Source organism: Rothia sp. CCM 9416 (genome assembly GCF_048513535.1).
Lineage (GTDB): Bacteria > Actinomycetota > Actinomycetes > Actinomycetales > Micrococcaceae > Rothia.
Genome location: NZ_JBLXXR010000003.1, coordinates 188,165 through 204,527 on the forward strand (window position 1 = coordinate 188,165; position 16,363 = coordinate 204,527).

Annotated in this window: 15 protein-coding genes and 1 tRNA gene; 9 read left to right on the forward strand and 7 right to left on the reverse strand. The window is 55.6% G+C overall.

Going from position 1 to position 16,363, the window contains the following annotated elements:
- The 3 genes from ACN080_RS02865 to ACN080_RS02875 form a co-directional block, all read right to left on the reverse strand.
- On the reverse strand, positions 1 to 762 hold the full coding sequence (locus ACN080_RS02865) for a DUF4232 domain-containing protein (protein WP_419113000.1): 762 nt from the start codon (positions 760 to 762) through the stop codon (positions 1 to 3).
- Between the two features lie 5 nt (positions 763 to 767).
- Positions 768 to 1,088 carry a 2Fe-2S iron-sulfur cluster-binding protein gene (locus tag ACN080_RS02870; protein ID WP_419100399.1) on the reverse strand — a complete coding sequence of 107 codons (321 nt, stop codon included), beginning with the start codon at positions 1,086 to 1,088 and terminating at the stop codon, positions 768 to 770.
- A gap of 183 nt (positions 1,089 to 1,271) precedes the next feature.
- Positions 1,272 to 1,344 (reverse strand) — tRNA-Arg (locus ACN080_RS02875).
- 456 nt (positions 1,345 to 1,800) lie between these two features.
- Between ACN080_RS02875 and ACN080_RS02880 the strand changes: the two genes are divergently transcribed.
- Both ACN080_RS02880 and ACN080_RS02885 read left to right on the forward strand, forming a co-directional pair.
- Positions 1,801 to 3,627 carry a phosphoenolpyruvate carboxykinase (GTP) gene (locus ACN080_RS02880; RefSeq protein ID WP_419113001.1) on the forward strand — a complete coding sequence of 609 codons (1,827 nt, stop codon included), beginning with the start codon at positions 1,801 to 1,803 and terminating at the stop codon, positions 3,625 to 3,627.
- 298 nt (positions 3,628 to 3,925) lie between these two features.
- Positions 3,926 to 5,413, forward strand: a complete 1,488-nt coding sequence (locus ACN080_RS02885; protein WP_419111072.1) for a sugar ABC transporter ATP-binding protein — start codon at positions 3,926 to 3,928, stop codon at positions 5,411 to 5,413.
- A gap of 97 nt (positions 5,414 to 5,510) precedes the next feature.
- On the opposite strand, the gene ACN080_RS02890 is transcribed toward ACN080_RS02885, so the two are convergent.
- Positions 5,511 to 5,879 (reverse strand): hypothetical protein, encoded by a 369-nt coding sequence (locus ACN080_RS02890; protein ID WP_419100402.1) that lies wholly within the window; start codon positions 5,877 to 5,879, stop codon positions 5,511 to 5,513.
- A gap of 326 nt (positions 5,880 to 6,205) precedes the next feature.
- Between ACN080_RS02890 and ACN080_RS02895 the strand changes: the two genes are divergently transcribed.
- The 4 genes from ACN080_RS02895 to ACN080_RS02910 all read left to right on the forward strand — a co-directional run bounded on the left by ACN080_RS02895 (position 6,206) and on the right by ACN080_RS02910 (position 9,666).
- Positions 6,206 to 6,685 (forward strand): RrF2 family transcriptional regulator, encoded by a 480-nt coding sequence (locus tag ACN080_RS02895; protein WP_419100403.1) that lies wholly within the window; start codon positions 6,206 to 6,208, stop codon positions 6,683 to 6,685.
- Between the two features lie 121 nt (positions 6,686 to 6,806).
- A complete protein-coding gene (locus ACN080_RS02900; RefSeq protein WP_419105333.1) occupies positions 6,807 to 7,991 on the forward strand; it encodes an FAD-binding oxidoreductase in 1,185 nt (394 codons plus the stop codon).
- Positions 7,992 to 8,339: 348 nt separating this feature from the next.
- A complete protein-coding gene (locus ACN080_RS02905) occupies positions 8,340 to 8,831 on the forward strand; it encodes a hypothetical protein (protein WP_419100405.1) in 492 nt (163 codons plus the stop codon).
- A gap of 97 nt (positions 8,832 to 8,928) precedes the next feature.
- Positions 8,929 to 9,666, forward strand: a complete 738-nt coding sequence (locus ACN080_RS02910) for an Abi family protein (protein ID WP_419100406.1) — start codon at positions 8,929 to 8,931, stop codon at positions 9,664 to 9,666.
- A 145-nt stretch (positions 9,667 to 9,811) separates the two neighbouring features.
- On the opposite strand, the gene ACN080_RS02915 is transcribed toward ACN080_RS02910, so the two are convergent.
- Positions 9,812 to 11,215, reverse strand: coding sequence for a phosphomannomutase/phosphoglucomutase (locus ACN080_RS02915; protein ID WP_419100407.1), 1,404 nt, complete (start codon positions 11,213 to 11,215; stop codon positions 9,812 to 9,814).
- A gap of 137 nt (positions 11,216 to 11,352) precedes the next feature.
- On the opposite strand from ACN080_RS02915, the gene manA reads away from it, so the two are divergent.
- The 3 genes from manA to ACN080_RS02930 all read left to right on the forward strand — a co-directional run bounded on the left by manA (position 11,353) and on the right by ACN080_RS02930 (position 14,300).
- A complete protein-coding gene (manA, locus tag ACN080_RS02920) occupies positions 11,353 to 12,558 on the forward strand; it encodes a mannose-6-phosphate isomerase, class I (protein WP_419113002.1) in 1,206 nt (401 codons plus the stop codon).
- Positions 12,559 to 12,658: 100 nt separating this feature from the next.
- Positions 12,659 to 12,928: an ACT domain-containing protein gene (locus tag ACN080_RS02925; RefSeq protein ID WP_419113003.1), complete on the forward strand. Its 270-nt coding sequence runs from the start codon at positions 12,659 to 12,661 to the stop codon at positions 12,926 to 12,928.
- 13 nt (positions 12,929 to 12,941) lie between these two features.
- Positions 12,942 to 14,300 carry a PFL family protein gene (locus ACN080_RS02930; protein WP_419100410.1) on the forward strand — a complete coding sequence of 453 codons (1,359 nt, stop codon included), beginning with the start codon at positions 12,942 to 12,944 and terminating at the stop codon, positions 14,298 to 14,300.
- Positions 14,301 to 14,414: 114 nt separating this feature from the next.
- Here the strand turns inward: ACN080_RS02930 and ACN080_RS02935 are convergent, their stop codons facing one another.
- Entirely contained in the window at positions 14,415 to 15,527 is a 1,113-nt protein-coding gene (locus ACN080_RS02935) for an alginate lyase family protein (protein WP_419100411.1), read from the reverse strand.
- Positions 15,528 to 15,589: 62 nt separating this feature from the next.
- Positions 15,590 to 16,363 (reverse strand): hypothetical protein (locus ACN080_RS02940; RefSeq protein ID WP_419113004.1); only part of this gene is annotated, 774 nt, incomplete at its 5' end.

Consider the following 16,363-nt stretch of genomic DNA (forward strand, 5'->3'; position numbering starts at 1 on the left):
TTAGGGCGCGGCACCTACAGCACCCACCGTGAGCTGGGTGATGTCCGTATTGGAGCAGGCTTCGGACGCAAAGTTGAGCACGAGTGCCTGGGACGCTCCGGGGGCCTGGATGGAGTAGCCGGTCGCCGCGACGCTCTGGCAACGACCCGCGTAGAGTCCGGCGCGTGTTTCACGCAGGATGGCGGTGAGAGACTCACCGGTGGCTAGTACCCCTCCTGAGGATGACAAGTCGGTGGCGTTTGCGGCGCTTGCACCAATTTGTTGGCCAGCAGAATTCACGTAGTGAACGGCGGGGTAGCCGCCGATAGAGCAGGGGGCGGAGCCGGTGTTAGTGAAGGTGAGGTTGATATATCGTGAGCCTGCGGCACCTCCACCGGGGGCTACGGCCGCCTCAATGTAGAGCTGGTCGTAGTCGCATACGGCAACGCCTGCCATAGAGCTGGGAGCCTGCCCTGCGGCCCCTGTTGGTTGATCAGCAGGGCTGGGAGTGGGGCTGGGTTCGACAGTGATAACGGTTCCCGTAGGGACGGGTTCGGGGCTATCTGGGACGCTGGGTGTCGGGGCCGCGGCTGTCTGAGTTGGGGAGCTCGTTGCTGTGGGGCTTGGGCTGGCGGAGGTTGTTGTTTGGGAAGTCGCCACCGCGGAGGCACTTGTGCCTTCCGAAGTCTCTGCTGGTTGGCTCGGCTTATTGGAGCCACAACCGGTAAGGGCCAGCAGGAGGCTCAGGGCAGCAAGGGGGATAAGGGGTTTGGGGGTTTTCATGCCATTTACATTCCTGGTTGCAGGGTAACGTGTGCCCCGTCCATTCCTTGGGAGTATTCCGTCTGGCAGCTGAGGCGAGAGCACTCGTTGGCGATGTCATCGATCATATCGAGCAGGTCTTCTTCGGCTTCTTCGCGTTCGCCCGATGCGGCAAAGTGCTCGGGATCGATAAAGGCGTGACAGGTGGCGCATGAGGCATTGCCGCCGCAGGTAGCAAGTACCGGGAAGCCGGCTGCTAGGACAGCGTCGAGCATGCTCTGGTGGGGCTCCCAGGTCACGTCTTTGGTGGTACCGTTTTCATCGGTGACCGTGATGTTTACGCTCATATCTTCTCCTGTGCTGATGCGGCAGTGAGGCCGTCTGGCCTTCTTGTCTTCCCCTATTTTATGGGATAGGCAAGAGCAAGCCCGTTTTTGTGGTGAAAACTACCCCACCGTCATGGGGTTCTGCGGCCTCTTGATGTAACCGCAATAAAAAAACCGGCCCCACAAGGAGGCCGGTTTCTGGTGTGCGCCCGAAGGGATTCGAACCCCCAACCTTCTGATCCGTAGTCAGATGCTCTATCCGTTGAGCTACAGGCGCATTGTGCCTTGGCTGACTATCTCTAGCCCGTCTTGGCAACAGGTAATACTCTACGCAGGTTTTTGGAGGTGTGCAAATCGAAAGCGCGTGACACTGCTCTCACTTATGGTGGGTGCCCTGTCTGCTCAGTTTGGTCTCAGCCTGGTTAAGGCCACCGGGGGCGCTCCGGGGCTGATGTGGCTGTATTGTGTCATGCCCAAATGATTTTTAGGTTTTGCTACGGGGGTGTGAGGAAGATCGGAGCGAAATATTTGTACTAATTCTGACAAAAGACCTATATCTGGGTAGGCTAGACGTACACGATGAAGTGAAAGTGCACCGCACAACGCGTTTATTCATTGCTAATGAGTGGCGCGTTTTTCTGTTTTCGCTCTGCCGGCGGCACAGAAAATGGGTGGGCACCTGCTTCCGGTACAGAGAGGTACCGGGGGAACCGATACATAAGGGGAAGCGTCAGTGACTGACATTTCAATCGACAATTTAATTGCACAGGCTCCTACCAACTACGAGGAATTACTTGCTTGGGTCGCTGAGGTTGCTCAGCTTACCCAGCCCCATGATATTTACTGGGCTGATGGCTCACAGGAAGAATACGACCGGCTGGCCGCTGAACTGGTTGAGGCCGGTACCCTCCGCAAGCTCAGTGATCATGAGTTCCCTAACTCTTACGTTGCTTTTTCGGATCCCGATGATGTGGCCCGTGTTGAAGAGCGTACCTTTATCTGCTCACAGACCCAGGATGGTGCTGGGCCGACCAACAACTGGCAGGACCCAGCTCAGATGCGAGCGACTCTGACCGATCTCTTTAAGGGTTCCATGCGGGGCCGTACCATGTACGTGATTCCCTTTGTGATGGGTTCACTCGATGCGACCACTCCTAAGTTCGGTGTCGAAATTACCGACTCTGCCTATGTGGTTGTTTCTATGCGGATTATGGCCACTATCGGTTCCGATGTTCTTACCAAGATGTCCGAGACCAAGGCTTTCTTTGTGAAGGCACTGCATTCGGTGGGAGCTCCGCTTGAACCCGGCCAGCAGGATGTTCCCTGGCCCTGTAACCCCGAGAAGTACATTGTGCAGTTCCCCGAAGACCGTGAAATCTGGTCCTATGGGTCCGGTTACGGTGGTAATGCCCTGCTGGGTAAGAAGTGCTACGCACTCCGTATCGCTTCAGCAATTGGCCGCGATGAAGGTTGGATGGCAGAGCACATGCTGGTGCTCAAAGTAACCAACCCTGAGGGGCGTAGCAAGTTCATATCCGCGGCCTTCCCCTCAGCCTGCGGTAAGACCAACTTTGCCATGATGGATCCCACCATTGAAGGCTGGAAAACCGAGATGGTTGGCGATGACATCGCCTGGATCGAGTTCCGCGATGGCAGGCCCTACGTGGTGAACCCCGAGGCAGGCCTGTTTGGTGTCGCCCCCGGCACCGGCTGGTCCACCAACCCCAATGCAATGCGCGCAATTGCTCGGGGTAACACCATCTTCACCAATGTTGCCCTCACCGATGACAACTCTGTGTGGTGGGAGGGTAAGACCGATGAGGTCCCTGATCATCTGATTGACTGGCAGGGCAAGGACTGGACCCCTGATTCAGGGCGTCCGGCGGCTCACCCCAACTCACGTTTCTGCACCCCCATCGCCCAGGCTGACACTCTGGCCGAAGAATACTATGCACCCGATGGTGTACCGCTGTCAGCCATGATTTTTGGTGGCCGCCGCAAGACCACTATCCCGCTAGTTTCCGAGGCCACAAGCTGGGAGCAGGGTGTCTTCCGTGGCGTGACCCTCTCTTCAGAAACCACCGCCGCCGCCAAGGGCCAGGTGGGCCTTGTGCGCCGTGACCCCATGGCTATGCTTCCCTTCATCGGCTACAACGCCGGCGACTATATCCAGCACTGGATTGATCTGGGTAAGAAGCACGGCCAAGAGAACATGCCCAAGATCTACTACGTCAACTGGTTCCGCCGCACCCCCGATGGCGGGTTCGCCTGGCCCGGATTTGGTGAGAACAGCCGCGTGGTCAAGTGGATTTTCGACCGTTTGGAGGGCACCGCTGGTGGCCAGGAAACCTTCTTGGGCCTTGTCCCGACACCAGCGGACCTGGACCTGACCGGTCTTGAATTGAGTGAGGAAGAACTAACCGCTGCTCTTACCGTTAGCCGCGAAGAATGGGAAGAAGAACTGCCCGGTATTGACGAATGGCTGGTATTCTTAGGGGATAGAGTCCCCGCCGAAGTGCACGCTCAGCGCCAGGCCCTAGCTACTGAGCTAGGCAAGTAACCCCCCGCGGTTTCATATGTGAGCCCTTGAATTGATAAGGGTGTAGCTCATCTCAAAGTAGCCCGCAAGAGCCTAGCTCTTCCGGGCTACTTTTCTTTGTGCAGGATTAACACCTAGACGCCCCTAAATTGGGGGAGGAAGCTACCTTATATATTCTGTAGAATGCTATAAGAATGGCTGAAGACTGTACTGTATAGCCCTGTGCCCTCCCGAACAAAAACTGCCGGTTAGCCACCGGCGAGGTGAGTTGCGTAGCGGTGAGCGAGCTACTGCTTGCTTGTGTGGAAGGAATACAAGAGTGGGAAATTTGCTGAGCGTTAAAGAACTCACCAAGAACCACGAGCACCTCCGCGCCCTCAAGGGCGTTAACCTGGAGGTTGCCGCCGGTGAAATCGTAGGTCTTCTCGGCGAGAACGGCGCAGGCAAGTCGACGTTACTGTCCATCCTGGGGGGCTGGGACAGCCCCACGGGTGGCACCATTACCCTAGATGGTAAGAGCTACACCCCAAAGAATCCCGAAGAAGCCTTGGTGGCCGGTGTAGGCTCTATCCGCCAAAAATTTACTGTGGATTCTGAGCTGACCGTTGCCCAGGCAATCTTCCGCTCCACCCAGTATGCCGACGATGCTGAGGACGCTCTGGTAGCTCGCGCCCAAGAACTACTCTCCGAAATTGGTCTTGCTGTTGACCCCCGCGCCAAGATGGGAGATCTGGTGCGTGCAGAGCAGGCCCTGGTTGAAGTCGTCCGCATGGAGGCCGAAGAGACCCGCCTAGTCCTCATGGATGAAGTTGCCGCAACCTTCAACGACTTTGAAATCTACCAGCTTCATGAGGTGACCCGTAAGCTGGCAGCTGAGGGCCGCGCAATTATCTACATCACCCACCGTATCGATGAGATCCGCTCCCTGGCTCACCGTGCAGTGATTCTTTCTGAAGGCACCATTAGCACTGAAATTAACCCAGGTGCCATGACTACCGAGCAAATCGCCTTCAAGATGTTCAACCGCGAAATCGAGATGGGCGGTCGCCCCGATGACTTCGCTGGCCAAGACGCCAAGCTCATCGTCGAGAATCTCACCAGCTCCAAGGGCTCCCTAAATAAGGTGTCCTTCTCGGTTGACCGGGGTGAAATCTTTGGTCTGACAGGGCTACGCCGCTCCGGTATTAACGAGGTTGCTGCCGCCCTAGTCGGTGTTGACGAAACCGCCACTTTCGGCACTCTTAAAGTCAACGGGCAGGACGTCACCATTAGCTCACCCGGTGACTCTGCAGCACTCGGTATCGGCTACCTCTCCGATAACGATGACGAACTGGGCCTTGCCAACGAACGCTCTATTGCAAAGATCCTGATGGAAAGCGCAGGCCTTAAAGAACGACCAGAAGGCTTCTTGCACGAAGTATCCGCCTTACGGGAGGTCGCTGAACAGGTTCAGAAGCTCCGCATCAAAACCACTAACATCCAGGGCCAACTGGGTAAGCTCTCTGGCGGTGATCAGCAGAAAGTCGCCCTCGCCCAATGGATTACTACCGACTGTGAAATCCTGATTCTCAACCACCCTACTCGTGGCATTGACATGGGCTCTAAGAGTGAAATTTACAAGATGCTCATGGAGCTGACCGAAAAGGGGACCTCTATTATCCTCATTGGGTCAGACATGTCAGAACTTATCGGCCTGTGCCACCGCATTGCTGTTATGCGCTCCGGTGAAGTCGTTTCGGTCCAGCAGAATAAGGTAGCCACCGAAGACACCCTCATGGGCGAAGCCCTGGGGGAGGATCTGGTCTAGAGAGCTCGACCATAACTGAAAACAGGAGGGCTCCCGGCTCATCATAGCCGGGAGCCCTCCTGATTTAGGCTGGTGTGCCTTGGGGGATGAGGCCAGCTTACAAGGAAATCCTTGAAGCGATGGCATTGAGTTTGTGGCGTGCTAGAGCCAGGTTGGCAGTGTTGCGCTCAAGCACCAGGTAGACGAAAAGACCTGATGTTTCTGAAGTGTTAAGAACGTTGATCAGGTGGTACTGGGAGGAAAGAGTGATCATAATGTCCTCAATGTTCCCCTTGACATCAAGGTCAGCCATGGTCTTGAGCTTAGCCCGAACAACATTTGAGTTACCGGCAGCAGCTACCGTGAGGTCAAAACCAGGGGAACCACCAGCGGCAAGAGCCATACCCGATGAAATATCGACAAGAGCGGCACCGGTAGCGCCTTCAATGGAGAGCAATTCCTGAATGGAGGCATCAAGCTGTGACAAGATAATTCCTTTATCTATGTACCTGCCAGAAGAACACGACATCAATGGAGGAGTGCACCAGCAGGAGGCGGTACGGACGCAACCACCTACCCGCACCCTTGGCGTATGTGCGATGAAAAGGGTTGCGCCCTCGAGTTTTTACTTACCTATCATACTACTTTGCCACTCTCACACACCCCCAACATGTGCAGGAAACCCGGCTAAAGTAGAGTTCAAGCGCCAGAAGTCGGCTGATGACAGCCTGGCTTGAAACCTGAAACCATATAGCTGAAACTTAAGGTTGAAGCAATAATCGCCCCATCACTATGTCTAAGGAGCTGGACCTTGTGCGCCTCACTGCCTTTTCAGATGTTTCCCTGCGCGTACTGATGCTACTTTCTGGGCTGGACGGTCACCAAATCTCAACCCAGAAAATTGCTGAGGGTGTAGGAACCCCCTATAACCACGTTGCCAAATCTGTAGCCTTCCTGGCAAATATGGGTCTGCTCGAATCAACCAGAGGCCGCACCGGCGGCATCCGCCTCTCCGAAAAAGGCGCTTGTGCAACCGTCGGGCAGGTCCTCCGTGCCACCGAGGGCGACATACCTATGGTTGAATGTGAAGGCGAAACACATACTTGCCCCATGCGCAATTCCTGCTCCTTGCGCGTAATCCTAGCTAACGCTCGTGAAGAGTTCTTCAAGATTCTCGATCCGGTCGTTATTTCTGAGCTACCCAACGAAGCCCAGATGGGCCCGGTTTTCCTTGAACTCGGACTTGGCCCCCTTGGCTCCGCCAGAAAAACCACGGCCGGTAGCTTAAACTAACAAAAGCACCGAGGCCGCTGTCGGTTTTAAAACCGGCAGCGGCCTTTCCAATCCCTAATACTGGTATGAAGTATGCTAAATTGAAAGTGGTTTATCAACAACCTGTCACTAAGGAGCACTCATGCTATCTGCCAAATCCCGCCCCATCATCGAGGCAACCCTCCCCGTCATCGCCGAACGCATCAACGACATCACCCCCGACTTCTACCGCCGCATGTTCGCCGCCCGCCCCGACCTCATGGACGGCATGTTCTCACGCTCATCCCAACTCGAAGGCACCCAGCCCAAAGCACTAGCAGGCTCCATCGCAGTCTTCGCCTCCTACATCCTGGCCAACCCCGACAGCTACCCCGACGAAGTCCTCTCTCGCGTAGCCCACAAACACGCCTCACTGGGCCTGCGCGAAGAAGAATACCCCACCGTCTACAAGTACCTCTTCGAAGCCATCGCCGCCAACCTAGGCGACATCCTCACCCCCGAAATCGCAGAAGCCTGGACCGAAGTCTACTGGCTCATGGCCGACGCCCTCATCAAACTTGAAAAAGGCCTCTACGCCTCACAAGCCAATGAGGTCATGTTCGCCCCCTTCCGCCTCCTAGAGCGCAAAGAAACCGGCGAGAACGTCATCGACTTCACCTTCGAAGCCGCCAACGCCGTAGCCATGACCGACGCCGTAGCAGGCCAGTACGTCTCCATCGTCACCAAAGCAAAAGATGGCCTCCGCCAGGCCCGCCAGTTCACCCTGCTCCCCTCCCAGAAGAACCAGCGCCGCGTAGCCATCAAACTCGACACCGCAGGCGAAATGACCCCCATCCTGCACGAACTCGCAGTCGGCGACATCGTCGAGGTCTCCAACCCCTACGGCGACGTCACCCTGGGCGCTTTTGGCGATGACGCAACCAAACCCCTCTACCTCTTCTCCGCAGGTATCGGTGTAACCCCCATGATCGCCTTCCTCTCCGAACTCGCCGCCAGCGGCTCAGAGCGCGAAGTCGTCGTAGTTCACGCCGACCGCTCAACCGCTACCTGGCCCCTACGCGAGGAGATGGCCAGTTATGTTGAGAAACTCAAGAACGCCCGCCTGATTTCCTTCCTCGAAACCACCGGTGAAGGCGACTACGAAGGTCGCGTTGATATCTCCAAGCTGGAGGTACCCGCCAACGCCTCCGCCTACCTGTGCGGCCCGTTGCCCTTCATGCAGGGTGTACGCTCACAGCTCGTTGAAGCGGGTGTACCCGGCCAGCAGATCCAGTACGAGATCTTCGGCCCCGACCAGTGGATGCTCCACGACCAGGCCCGCGCCTAACCCTCCGGCCTAGGCCCGCGCCTAACCCTCCGGCCCAGGCCCGCGCCTAACGGTTAAAGATAGAGCGCGGTGAACCTACCTTCGCCTGCTGACCCTCTCAGGTGCTCGCGCTGGGGTGCTCGCCCCTGATTCACGCCAGCCCCGAGCCAGCAGGCTCCCGGTAGGTTCACCGCGCTTCTACATCTTCATACAAAAGCGCCCGCCCTGTTTCCTAGCCCCGCAGATGAAGCGACTAGAATTTAGCTAGACTTTATAAAGAATTTTTCTAGAATTGAATAAGAAGTTAGGCTAAAGCTAGAAAGGTAGAGCCGGGATATGGCCAAGGAAGCTATTTAGGGGAGATCGATTATGCCCACCAGAGCGCAGGAAGCGTTTGAACGATTCGGAGCTGTTCTTGACCAGGAAGCTGGACGGTACGGTATTGAGAATCTAGAGGCCTTGCCAGGGGATTACTATCTGGCCGAGATTGACGGTGACAGGGTTGCCGTAGCATCTACCTACCGGACCATCAAAACTGGGTCATCACAGATCTCGATTTCAAACAAAAAGGTCGAGGGCCTGCTGGAGGTAGCGGAGGATTACAAGGCAACTCCAGTCCTTGGCTATTACGTTGAAGACAATGGTCGAGGAGCAAAGGACTTAGTTCTGATTAAACTTGCTTTCTTCTCGGAAGAAAGCAAGAGGCTGGGGCCAGGGCGGGTCTTCAACTACACATTGTCAGGAGGATATTACTACGGACACGAAGCATTCCGTTCCCTCGATCTGGAAGCATACCGAGACTTTCTTTACTGCGCGGTCCGCTTCTCAACTACTGACAAGCCCGAAGTAAGGTACGTTTAGCCGCGAGGAAATAAAACAATAGCTCCGGGGGTATATCCTCTATTTCAGGACAGTCGACCGTTCCGGAGCTCTCACCTATACCCTAGCAGGTGTATCAATGAAGTCAAGAAGAAAATATCAGCTGAGTGATTTAGAGCGCTGGTTTTCGGCACCGCGTATGTCACGCTTCAAGAGCTCTGACAAGGCTGAAGACCTTTATGTGTGGAATACTCGAGTTGCGAAGGCGCTCCTTGAAGATATTCAACACATAGAGGTCTTGCTTCGCACCACAATCGATAGGGCCATGAGCGCCGAAAATGGCGACGACTGGATAGTTGATATCTCTTACTTTGACTCAAACTATAGAGGTCGTGGTAGGGTCTCAAACGGTCATGACGCAAGCTATACGAGAAATGTTTATAAAGCGATTCAGCGTTCTGGTCAGCCCTATTCCACCGCCACAAAGGGAAGAATCATCGCCGAATTGTCTTTCGATCATTGGCGCTTCTTACTGACTGCGTCTAAGGAACCCACTGCTTGGATGTACATCAAACGACATTTGCCGGACTACACTGTAGGCGGCAAGCCTCGTCAGGATTTTGAAAATGCCGTGATATATGCGTTGTATCTGAGAAACCGGCTATCACATCATGAACCTGTCACGCGAAGAACACTCCGCGAAGAGTACCTGTATCTTCGTGAAGCTACCCAGAAACTGAATCAGTTAGCTCAGTGGCTTGATGCTGATGCTGCTGTGTGGATCCGGTCTCACTCACGAGTCCAAAAACTATGGAGAAGCCGGCCAAGGGATGAATTGCGAGATGCACTATGGCTGCGTAAACATCCTCTGTATTGAGGCATAAAGCCATAGTTATACTGACTTTTAAAGAGCAGATAAGTCGTAGGCAGACCCATCAGATAAAAGCGCCCGCCCTGTTTCCTAGCCTCTCAGCTAGAAACAGGGCGGGCGCTCTTTGCCTTCAGAAAAAGCAGGAGGTTCCTTAGCCCTCGCGCACAATCTTCAAAATAGTGTCACGCACACGCTCCATCGTGGCCACATCGGGAGCCTCAAGATTCAGACGCAGGAAAGGCTCAGTGTTTGAGGGGCGCAGGTTAGCCCACCAGCCCTCAGTCTTATGCTCAAAAGTGGTACCGTCCATATCAGAAACCTCAACGGTATCACCAAAGTGAGCGGCAACGCGGGCAACAGCACCAGCCTTGTCCTCAATCTCAGAGTTAATCTCCCCGGAGGCAACGTAGGGAGCGTACTTCTCAGCCAGCTCGCTCAGCGGAACCTCAACCTCACCCAGCGCCGCCAGAACATGCAGAGCAGCCAGCATACCGGTGTCAGCGTTGAAGAAGTCCTTGAAATAGTAGTGAGCCGAATGCTCGCCACCAAAAACACCCTTTTCATCTGCCATAACAGCCTTGATGAAAGAGTGACCCACACGGGTCTTAATGGCACGGCCACCCAGCTTCTCAACCAGCTCAGGCACAGCCTTAGACGTAATCAGGTTGTAAATAATGACCGGGTTATCGTTACCTTCAGCCTGGGCACGCTTAATCTCGCGCTCAGCAACCAGTGCGGTAATAGCCGAAGGCGTGACAGGCTCACCCTTCTCATCAATCACGAAGCAACGGTCAGCATCGCCATCGAAAGCCAAACCAATGTCAGCACCGTGCTCCACAACAGCCTTCTGCAAATCCACCAGGTTAGCTGGCTCCAGCGGATTAGCGGGATGATTGGGGAAGGTGCCGTCCAACTCAAAGTAGAGGGGAAGGATTTCCAAGGGCAGGCCAGGCAGAATGGTATCACCCAAAACAGCGGGAGTAGTCAAACCGCCCATACCGTTACCGGCATCGACAACAACCTTGAGCTTACGGATACCCGAAAGATCCACCAGATTGCGCAGGTACTCGGCATAAGCCTGAAGCACGTCCTTCTCAGAGACGGTACCGGTAGCCTCAACAGCGGGGATAGCGCCCTCATCCAGGTACTTCTGGGCCAGGTCACGAATATCGTACAAGCCGGTTTCAGAAGAAAGCGGAACAGCGCCCGCCTTGGACATCTTCATACCGTTGTACTCAGCGGGGTTATGCGAAGCAGTAAAGGTAACGCCAGCGGCATTCTCAATGCCACAGGCAAAATAGAGCTCGTCAGTAGAAATCAGGCCAATATTAATGACATGAGCGCCTCGAGCGGTTACCCCCTCGGCAAAAGCCTGCATGAACTCGGAGCCGGAGGGCCGCATATCCGCGCCCACCAGCACATTCTGACCAGCTAAATCGAGAACGTCCACGAAAGCGGCACCGGTCGCACGAACGGTCTCAGCGGTAATGGTTTCACCTACGATACCGCGAACATCGTAGGCCTTAAAAGATGCGGTTAAATCAATAGTATTCACAAGAGCCAAGTTTACGGGGCGCCAGCGGCTTTAGACAGTTTCCATGCGAATTTGTCGGGGATTTATGGCAATAAACACCAGCAATTTAGATAATAATTTTATGCCTATGGCACCTAAGGCATGGTTGTATGGTGTACATGGCTGAACTTTTTTCTCTTGATAACCCGATTCAGAATTATGCCTGGGGTTCATACGAGACCTTAGCTCTCATGCGCGGGGCCCCAGCCCCCACCGAACAACCCGAAGCAGAGCTCTGGGTAGGTGCCCACCCCGCAGCTCCCTCCGTAGCACACGTAGACGGCGGCACCTACACCCTTGACGCACTGGTTGCAGAGCAGCCCAACCGCTTCCTCAACGCCCAGCGCACCAATGATGTCTTCCCCTTCCTCTTCAAAATTCTGGCTATTGAATCGCCTCTTTCCATCCAGGTGCACCCCACCGACGAGCAGGCCCAAGCAGGCTTTGCCGACGAGAACGCCCGTGGCATACCCCTGAACGATCCGGCACGCAACTACAAGGACACCTTCTCCAAACCTGAAACCGTCATTGCCCTCTCAGAGATGCGCATCCTAACCGGCGTGCGCAAGTTCTCTGAGCTCTCGGCTATCGCCGAGCATTTCAAGCTCCGCTGGCTGGCTGGCGCCTTAGATGCCTCCAAGACCCCCAAACAGCTTCTCACCGCAATTATCCGAATGTCACCGCAAGCCTCCGCCACCGCCCTTGAGCAAACCCTTGCAGCAGCCCGCAGCTGGGCACAAAAGAACGGAGCCGTGGACGGGCGCGAATCACTGGCCGCTGGCGTAGCCGAACTAGTCAACCTCATTGACTCTAAATACCCCGGCGACCGCGGCCTGCTGGTTGCCCTGGTCATGAACCTGGTCTACCTGGCACCGGGTGAATCGGTCTATACCCCCGACGGGCAGGTGCACGCTTACATCTCCGGCACCGCCATCGAACTCATGAACCCCTCCGATAACGTCATGCGCGCAGGGCTAACCCCCAAACACCTTGACGAGGAAGAACTCATCAAGATTCTGGGGGAGCGACAAGACGCACCGGTCATTCAGCGCCCAACCCCCACCAGCGACGGCACCGCAGAATACTCCATGTGGGACAAACGCCTCAGCATCACCCACCTGGTCCTTGAGCAAGGTCAAGAAATTGAACTCCCCCTTAGCGGTGTTGCGATCGCCCTGTGCACCGCTGGTACCATGGTGGTTCGCGATGACGATAAGACCTTCACACTAGGCGGAACCCAAGCCGTGATGTACACAGGAGAATCCGCTACCCTAAGCCTTAGCGGCCAGGGCCAGCTCTACATCGCCTGTCAGAGAGCATCATAGGTCAGGTCCCCTCCAAAGGGCCCCCTCGAAGCCTGGGCAAGGACAACCTGACGCCCCAGCCGGTGGCTAACCAGCTAAAAACCAGTACCTTAAGGAAACGATGAAAATTATTTTAACTGTGACCGGCCTAGACCACGAGGGCATCATCGCCGGTGTGACAGGCAAGCTCGCTGAACGCAAAGTCAACATTGAAAACCTCTCCCAGACCCTCATGCAGGGTTACTTCACCATGATTCTGCAGGGCAGCTTCGATGAGACCAGCCAGTCCATCACCGAGCTGCAAGAAGCCATGAAACCGGTTCAGGAAGCTCAGCGCGTTCAGATTCGTATTCAGTCTGATGCAATCTTCCAAGCCATGCACAACCTCTAGGAGCTACCGCACCATGTTCCGCTCCGATAATATTCTTGAAACCCTACAGATGATCGAGGAAGACAAACTCGATATTCGCACAGTCACCATGGGCATCTCACTGCTGGACTGCGCTGACTCCAGGGGCGCTATTGCTCGCCAGAAAATCTACGACAAAATTACCTCCCGCGCCGCCCGCCTGGTTGAAGTCGCTGAAGGCATTGAGGCTGAGCTCGGTATCCCCATCATCAATAAGCGCATCTCCGTCACCCCTATCGCTCTGGTTGCCGGCGCCTCCGACGACGAGGACTATGTAGAGTTCGCAAAAACCCTGGACGCTGCGGCAAAAGCCGTGGGGGTGAACTTCATCGGCGGTTTTACTGCCCTGGTTGATAAGGGCTCCACCCCCGCTGATGAAAAGCTCATGCGTTCTATCCCACGTGCCCTCAACGAGACTGACGTGGTCTGTGCCTCTGTCAATATTGGGTCTTCCCGCGCCGGTATCAACATGAGCGCGGTCAAAACCATGGGCGAGGTTATCCGCCAAACAGCCGAGGGCTCGGCAGAAGCCCACGGCTTTGGTTGTTCTAAACTGGTTGTCTTTGCCAACGCCGTATCCGATAACCCCTTCATGGCCGGTGCTTTCCACGGCGTGCAGGAAGCTGACGCTGTGATCTCCGTAGGTGTTTCGGGCCCCGGCGTGATTAAGCGCGCCCTGGAAAAGGTGCGCGGTGAATCCTTTGATTCCTGCGCTGAGGCCATTAAAAAGGCAGCCTTCAAAATAACCCGCATGGGCCAGCTGGTTGGCACCTTAGCCGCTGACCGCCTGGGTGTTGACTTCGGCATCGTAGACCTTTCCCTGGCTCCCACTGCTGAGGTGGGCGACTCCGTAGCGCACGTGCTCGAAGAGATGGGCCTGGAATCCGTGGGAACCCACGGAACCGTTGCCGCCCTGGCCCTACTCAACGATGCCGTCAAGAAAGGCGGGCTCATGGCCTGCTCCCATGTGGGTGGACTTTCTGGCTCCTTTATCCCCATCTCTGAGGATATCGGCATGATTGATGCCGCCGCAGCCGGGAAAATCACCCTGGATAAGCTCGAAGCTATGACCGCCATCTGCTCGGTCGGCCTGGACATGGTCGCTATCCCCGGTGATACCACCGCAGCTACCATCTCAGCCATGATTGCCGATGAGGCAGCTATTGGCGTGATGAACCACAAGACCACCGCTGTGCGAGTTATCCCCGCAATCGGTCTTGAGGTGGGCCAGATGGTCGAGTTCGGTGGACTGCTAGGCCGCGCACCGGTCATGCCCGCCCACCCCGAATCCGCTGAGGCTTTCGTGGCTCGTGGTGGGCGGATCCCGTCCCCGGTTCACGGCTTCCGTAACTAAAGACAAAAACAGAAGGGGCCGGCCAGTTACGCACTGACCGGTCCCTTCCGCTTTAAGAGAGCTCAGAGCTGCGGGGCTCAACCCAGTTAGCGCCCACTAACACAGAGCAGGCACCTAGAAGCTGGGGAAAAGCTCCAAGGTTTGCAGGCCGTTAGAACCCAAAGAACCGTCCGCGAGGGCTTTCTTGCCTGCAGGGTCAGGGTAAACACGGCTGAGTAAGGCAAAGTAGGCGGCATCACGCACGCCATCGAGTTGCCCCTTGTTGCTCTCATAGTAGGGGAAGCTAGCGGGGTTGTTAGTCCACCGGGCAGCTACACCGTAGGCCTGCTCCAGCTTCTTGCCGCCGGGGGTGGCCCAGGCAGGCAGGCCCAGATCAACAAAGATCTTAGCTGCGTGGCTGGCAGGGAGTAGAGCATAGTGCGTGTAGGCAATTCCCTTCTTGCCCTTATCGGGGCCCCCATGCCAGTTAGAGGTTGCACTGCGATCGCGTTCCAGGGGCATCTCGCCCTTGTCATCAACACCTTTAATGAGCAGTGTTTCCCAACGGTCCTTAGCCTGCTGAAGCAGAACCTTATCGCCCAGGTAACCGGCTACGCAGGCCTCCGTCAGCACCCCCCAGAAACCGTGGTTATTATCCCTGTCAGAGGTGGAATGAGGCAGAACCAGGTTACGGAGGAAGTCTTTGAAGGTTGCATTATCCCATTGGCCGCATACCTGAGCCCAGTAGGCTGCCAGAATCATGTGCGCTGAGTTGAAATTCAAGTCAGCCTCCCCCTGGCGAGTACTTACCGCGGTGAGGGTACTGGCCCAGGCATCAATAATCTGGAGTGCCTTGAGCGCATACTCCGTCTCCCGAGTGATGCGGTAGCGGATAGCTAGGCGGTAGGCTACGCGGACATCACGGCTAAAAATGGCACCACTTTTAGGGCTGGTGTTAACACCGTTCGCGTCATAGTGAGGTGCAGGTGCCAGGTCTGCTACCGGGCTAGGCTGATAAGACAATTCACGGGCGCAACGGTTCAAGAAAGTAGCCAGCTTGTCCTGGTTCTGGCGCAGGTAGGCGAAGTCCTTTTCGTGGACCAAGATGCTGGGGTTGGCTTTAATAATCCGGTCAGGATTGATAGCGTAGCTTGCCTGTGCTGGGTCTTGGACCAGGGTTGTTCCTAGTCCTGCTAGGGCCACAGAGCTTAAGAGGCCGCTGAGGGCTTGACGCCGAGAAGCGTACATACTAAATCTCCTCCTAGTGAGGGGTTGAGGGGTAGACCTAAGCTGATATTTCTAGGGCAGTCTTATTTGGTGTAGAGCTTGATATTGTCAATGGTTGCCGAACCCTCGTAATAGTTCAGGTGCGGGATACCAATGACAAAGTTATCCGGGTAAGCCGACCCCTCAGGCCACATATCCTTATCAAAGCTACCGAAGGGGCCCTCAAAGGTGAGAGTCTGGTTCAGAGAACCATCGTACTCATCAGCGGTCTGGTTGTAGTGCCAGATGGAGTGCTGTCCGTCCTGATCTACGAAGGGGCGCTCATTGCGGATCGTGGTGTGGCCGATGTAGCGGAAATTGCCGGTCAGTTCGGTGACGTAGCTGTCCTTGGTGCGCTCAATAGCAATGGTGTAGGTTTCTTTAGGCATCAGTTCAGGCTCAAGCTCAGCGGTAGCAACAATCGTTGCACCGGGAACATCACCAACACGCAGGCCACAGGGAGTGGGCATGACGAACTGGTTGTAGGCGAAGCTCGGGTCACGGAAGCTGTTGCCGTCAAAGAAGATCTGGTTGATACCGTTTGCCTTTGAGAGGCTATAGGGGTATACCTCCTGGGTGGCGGGGTTGCAGACAGAATAGTTCTTAGCCCATGAGGCATCAACAGAGTAGGTATCCATGCCTACCTTGCGGTGGCTGTGGATGAAGATGTTGTTGTGGGGAGCCGGGCGGGCGTAGTCCATGATGGAGAGCAGATAGTAGCCGTTCTCCTTGGTCACATCGCCCCAGGGTGCGGCGCAGGGGTCAACGGTGCCTGAACCACCCTGAGAGTAGTCACCACGGCGAACCCAGGGGAAGTT

Coding starts and splice junctions, on each gene's coding strand:
- ACN080_RS02865 (WP_419113000.1), bottom strand. CDS start 762: ATGAAAACCCCCAAACCCCTTATCCCCCTTGCTGCCCTGAGCCTCCTG.
- ACN080_RS02870 (WP_419100399.1), bottom strand. CDS start 1,088: ATGAGCGTAAACATCACGGTCACCGATGAAAACGGTACCACCAAAGAC.
- ACN080_RS02900 (WP_419105333.1), top strand. CDS start 6,807: ATGCTATCTGCCAAATCCCGCCCCATCATCGAGGCAACCCTCCCCGTC.
- ACN080_RS02905 (WP_419100405.1), top strand. CDS start 8,340: ATGCCCACCAGAGCGCAGGAAGCGTTTGAACGATTCGGAGCTGTTCTT.
- ACN080_RS02910 (WP_419100406.1), top strand. CDS start 8,929: ATGAAGTCAAGAAGAAAATATCAGCTGAGTGATTTAGAGCGCTGGTTT.
- manA (WP_419113002.1), top strand. CDS start 11,353: ATGGCTGAACTTTTTTCTCTTGATAACCCGATTCAGAATTATGCCTGG.
- ACN080_RS02925 (WP_419113003.1), top strand. CDS start 12,659: ATGAAAATTATTTTAACTGTGACCGGCCTAGACCACGAGGGCATCATC.
- ACN080_RS02930 (WP_419100410.1), top strand. CDS start 12,942: ATGTTCCGCTCCGATAATATTCTTGAAACCCTACAGATGATCGAGGAA.
- ACN080_RS02935 (WP_419100411.1), bottom strand. CDS start 15,527: ATGTACGCTTCTCGGCGTCAAGCCCTCAGCGGCCTCTTAAGCTCTGTG.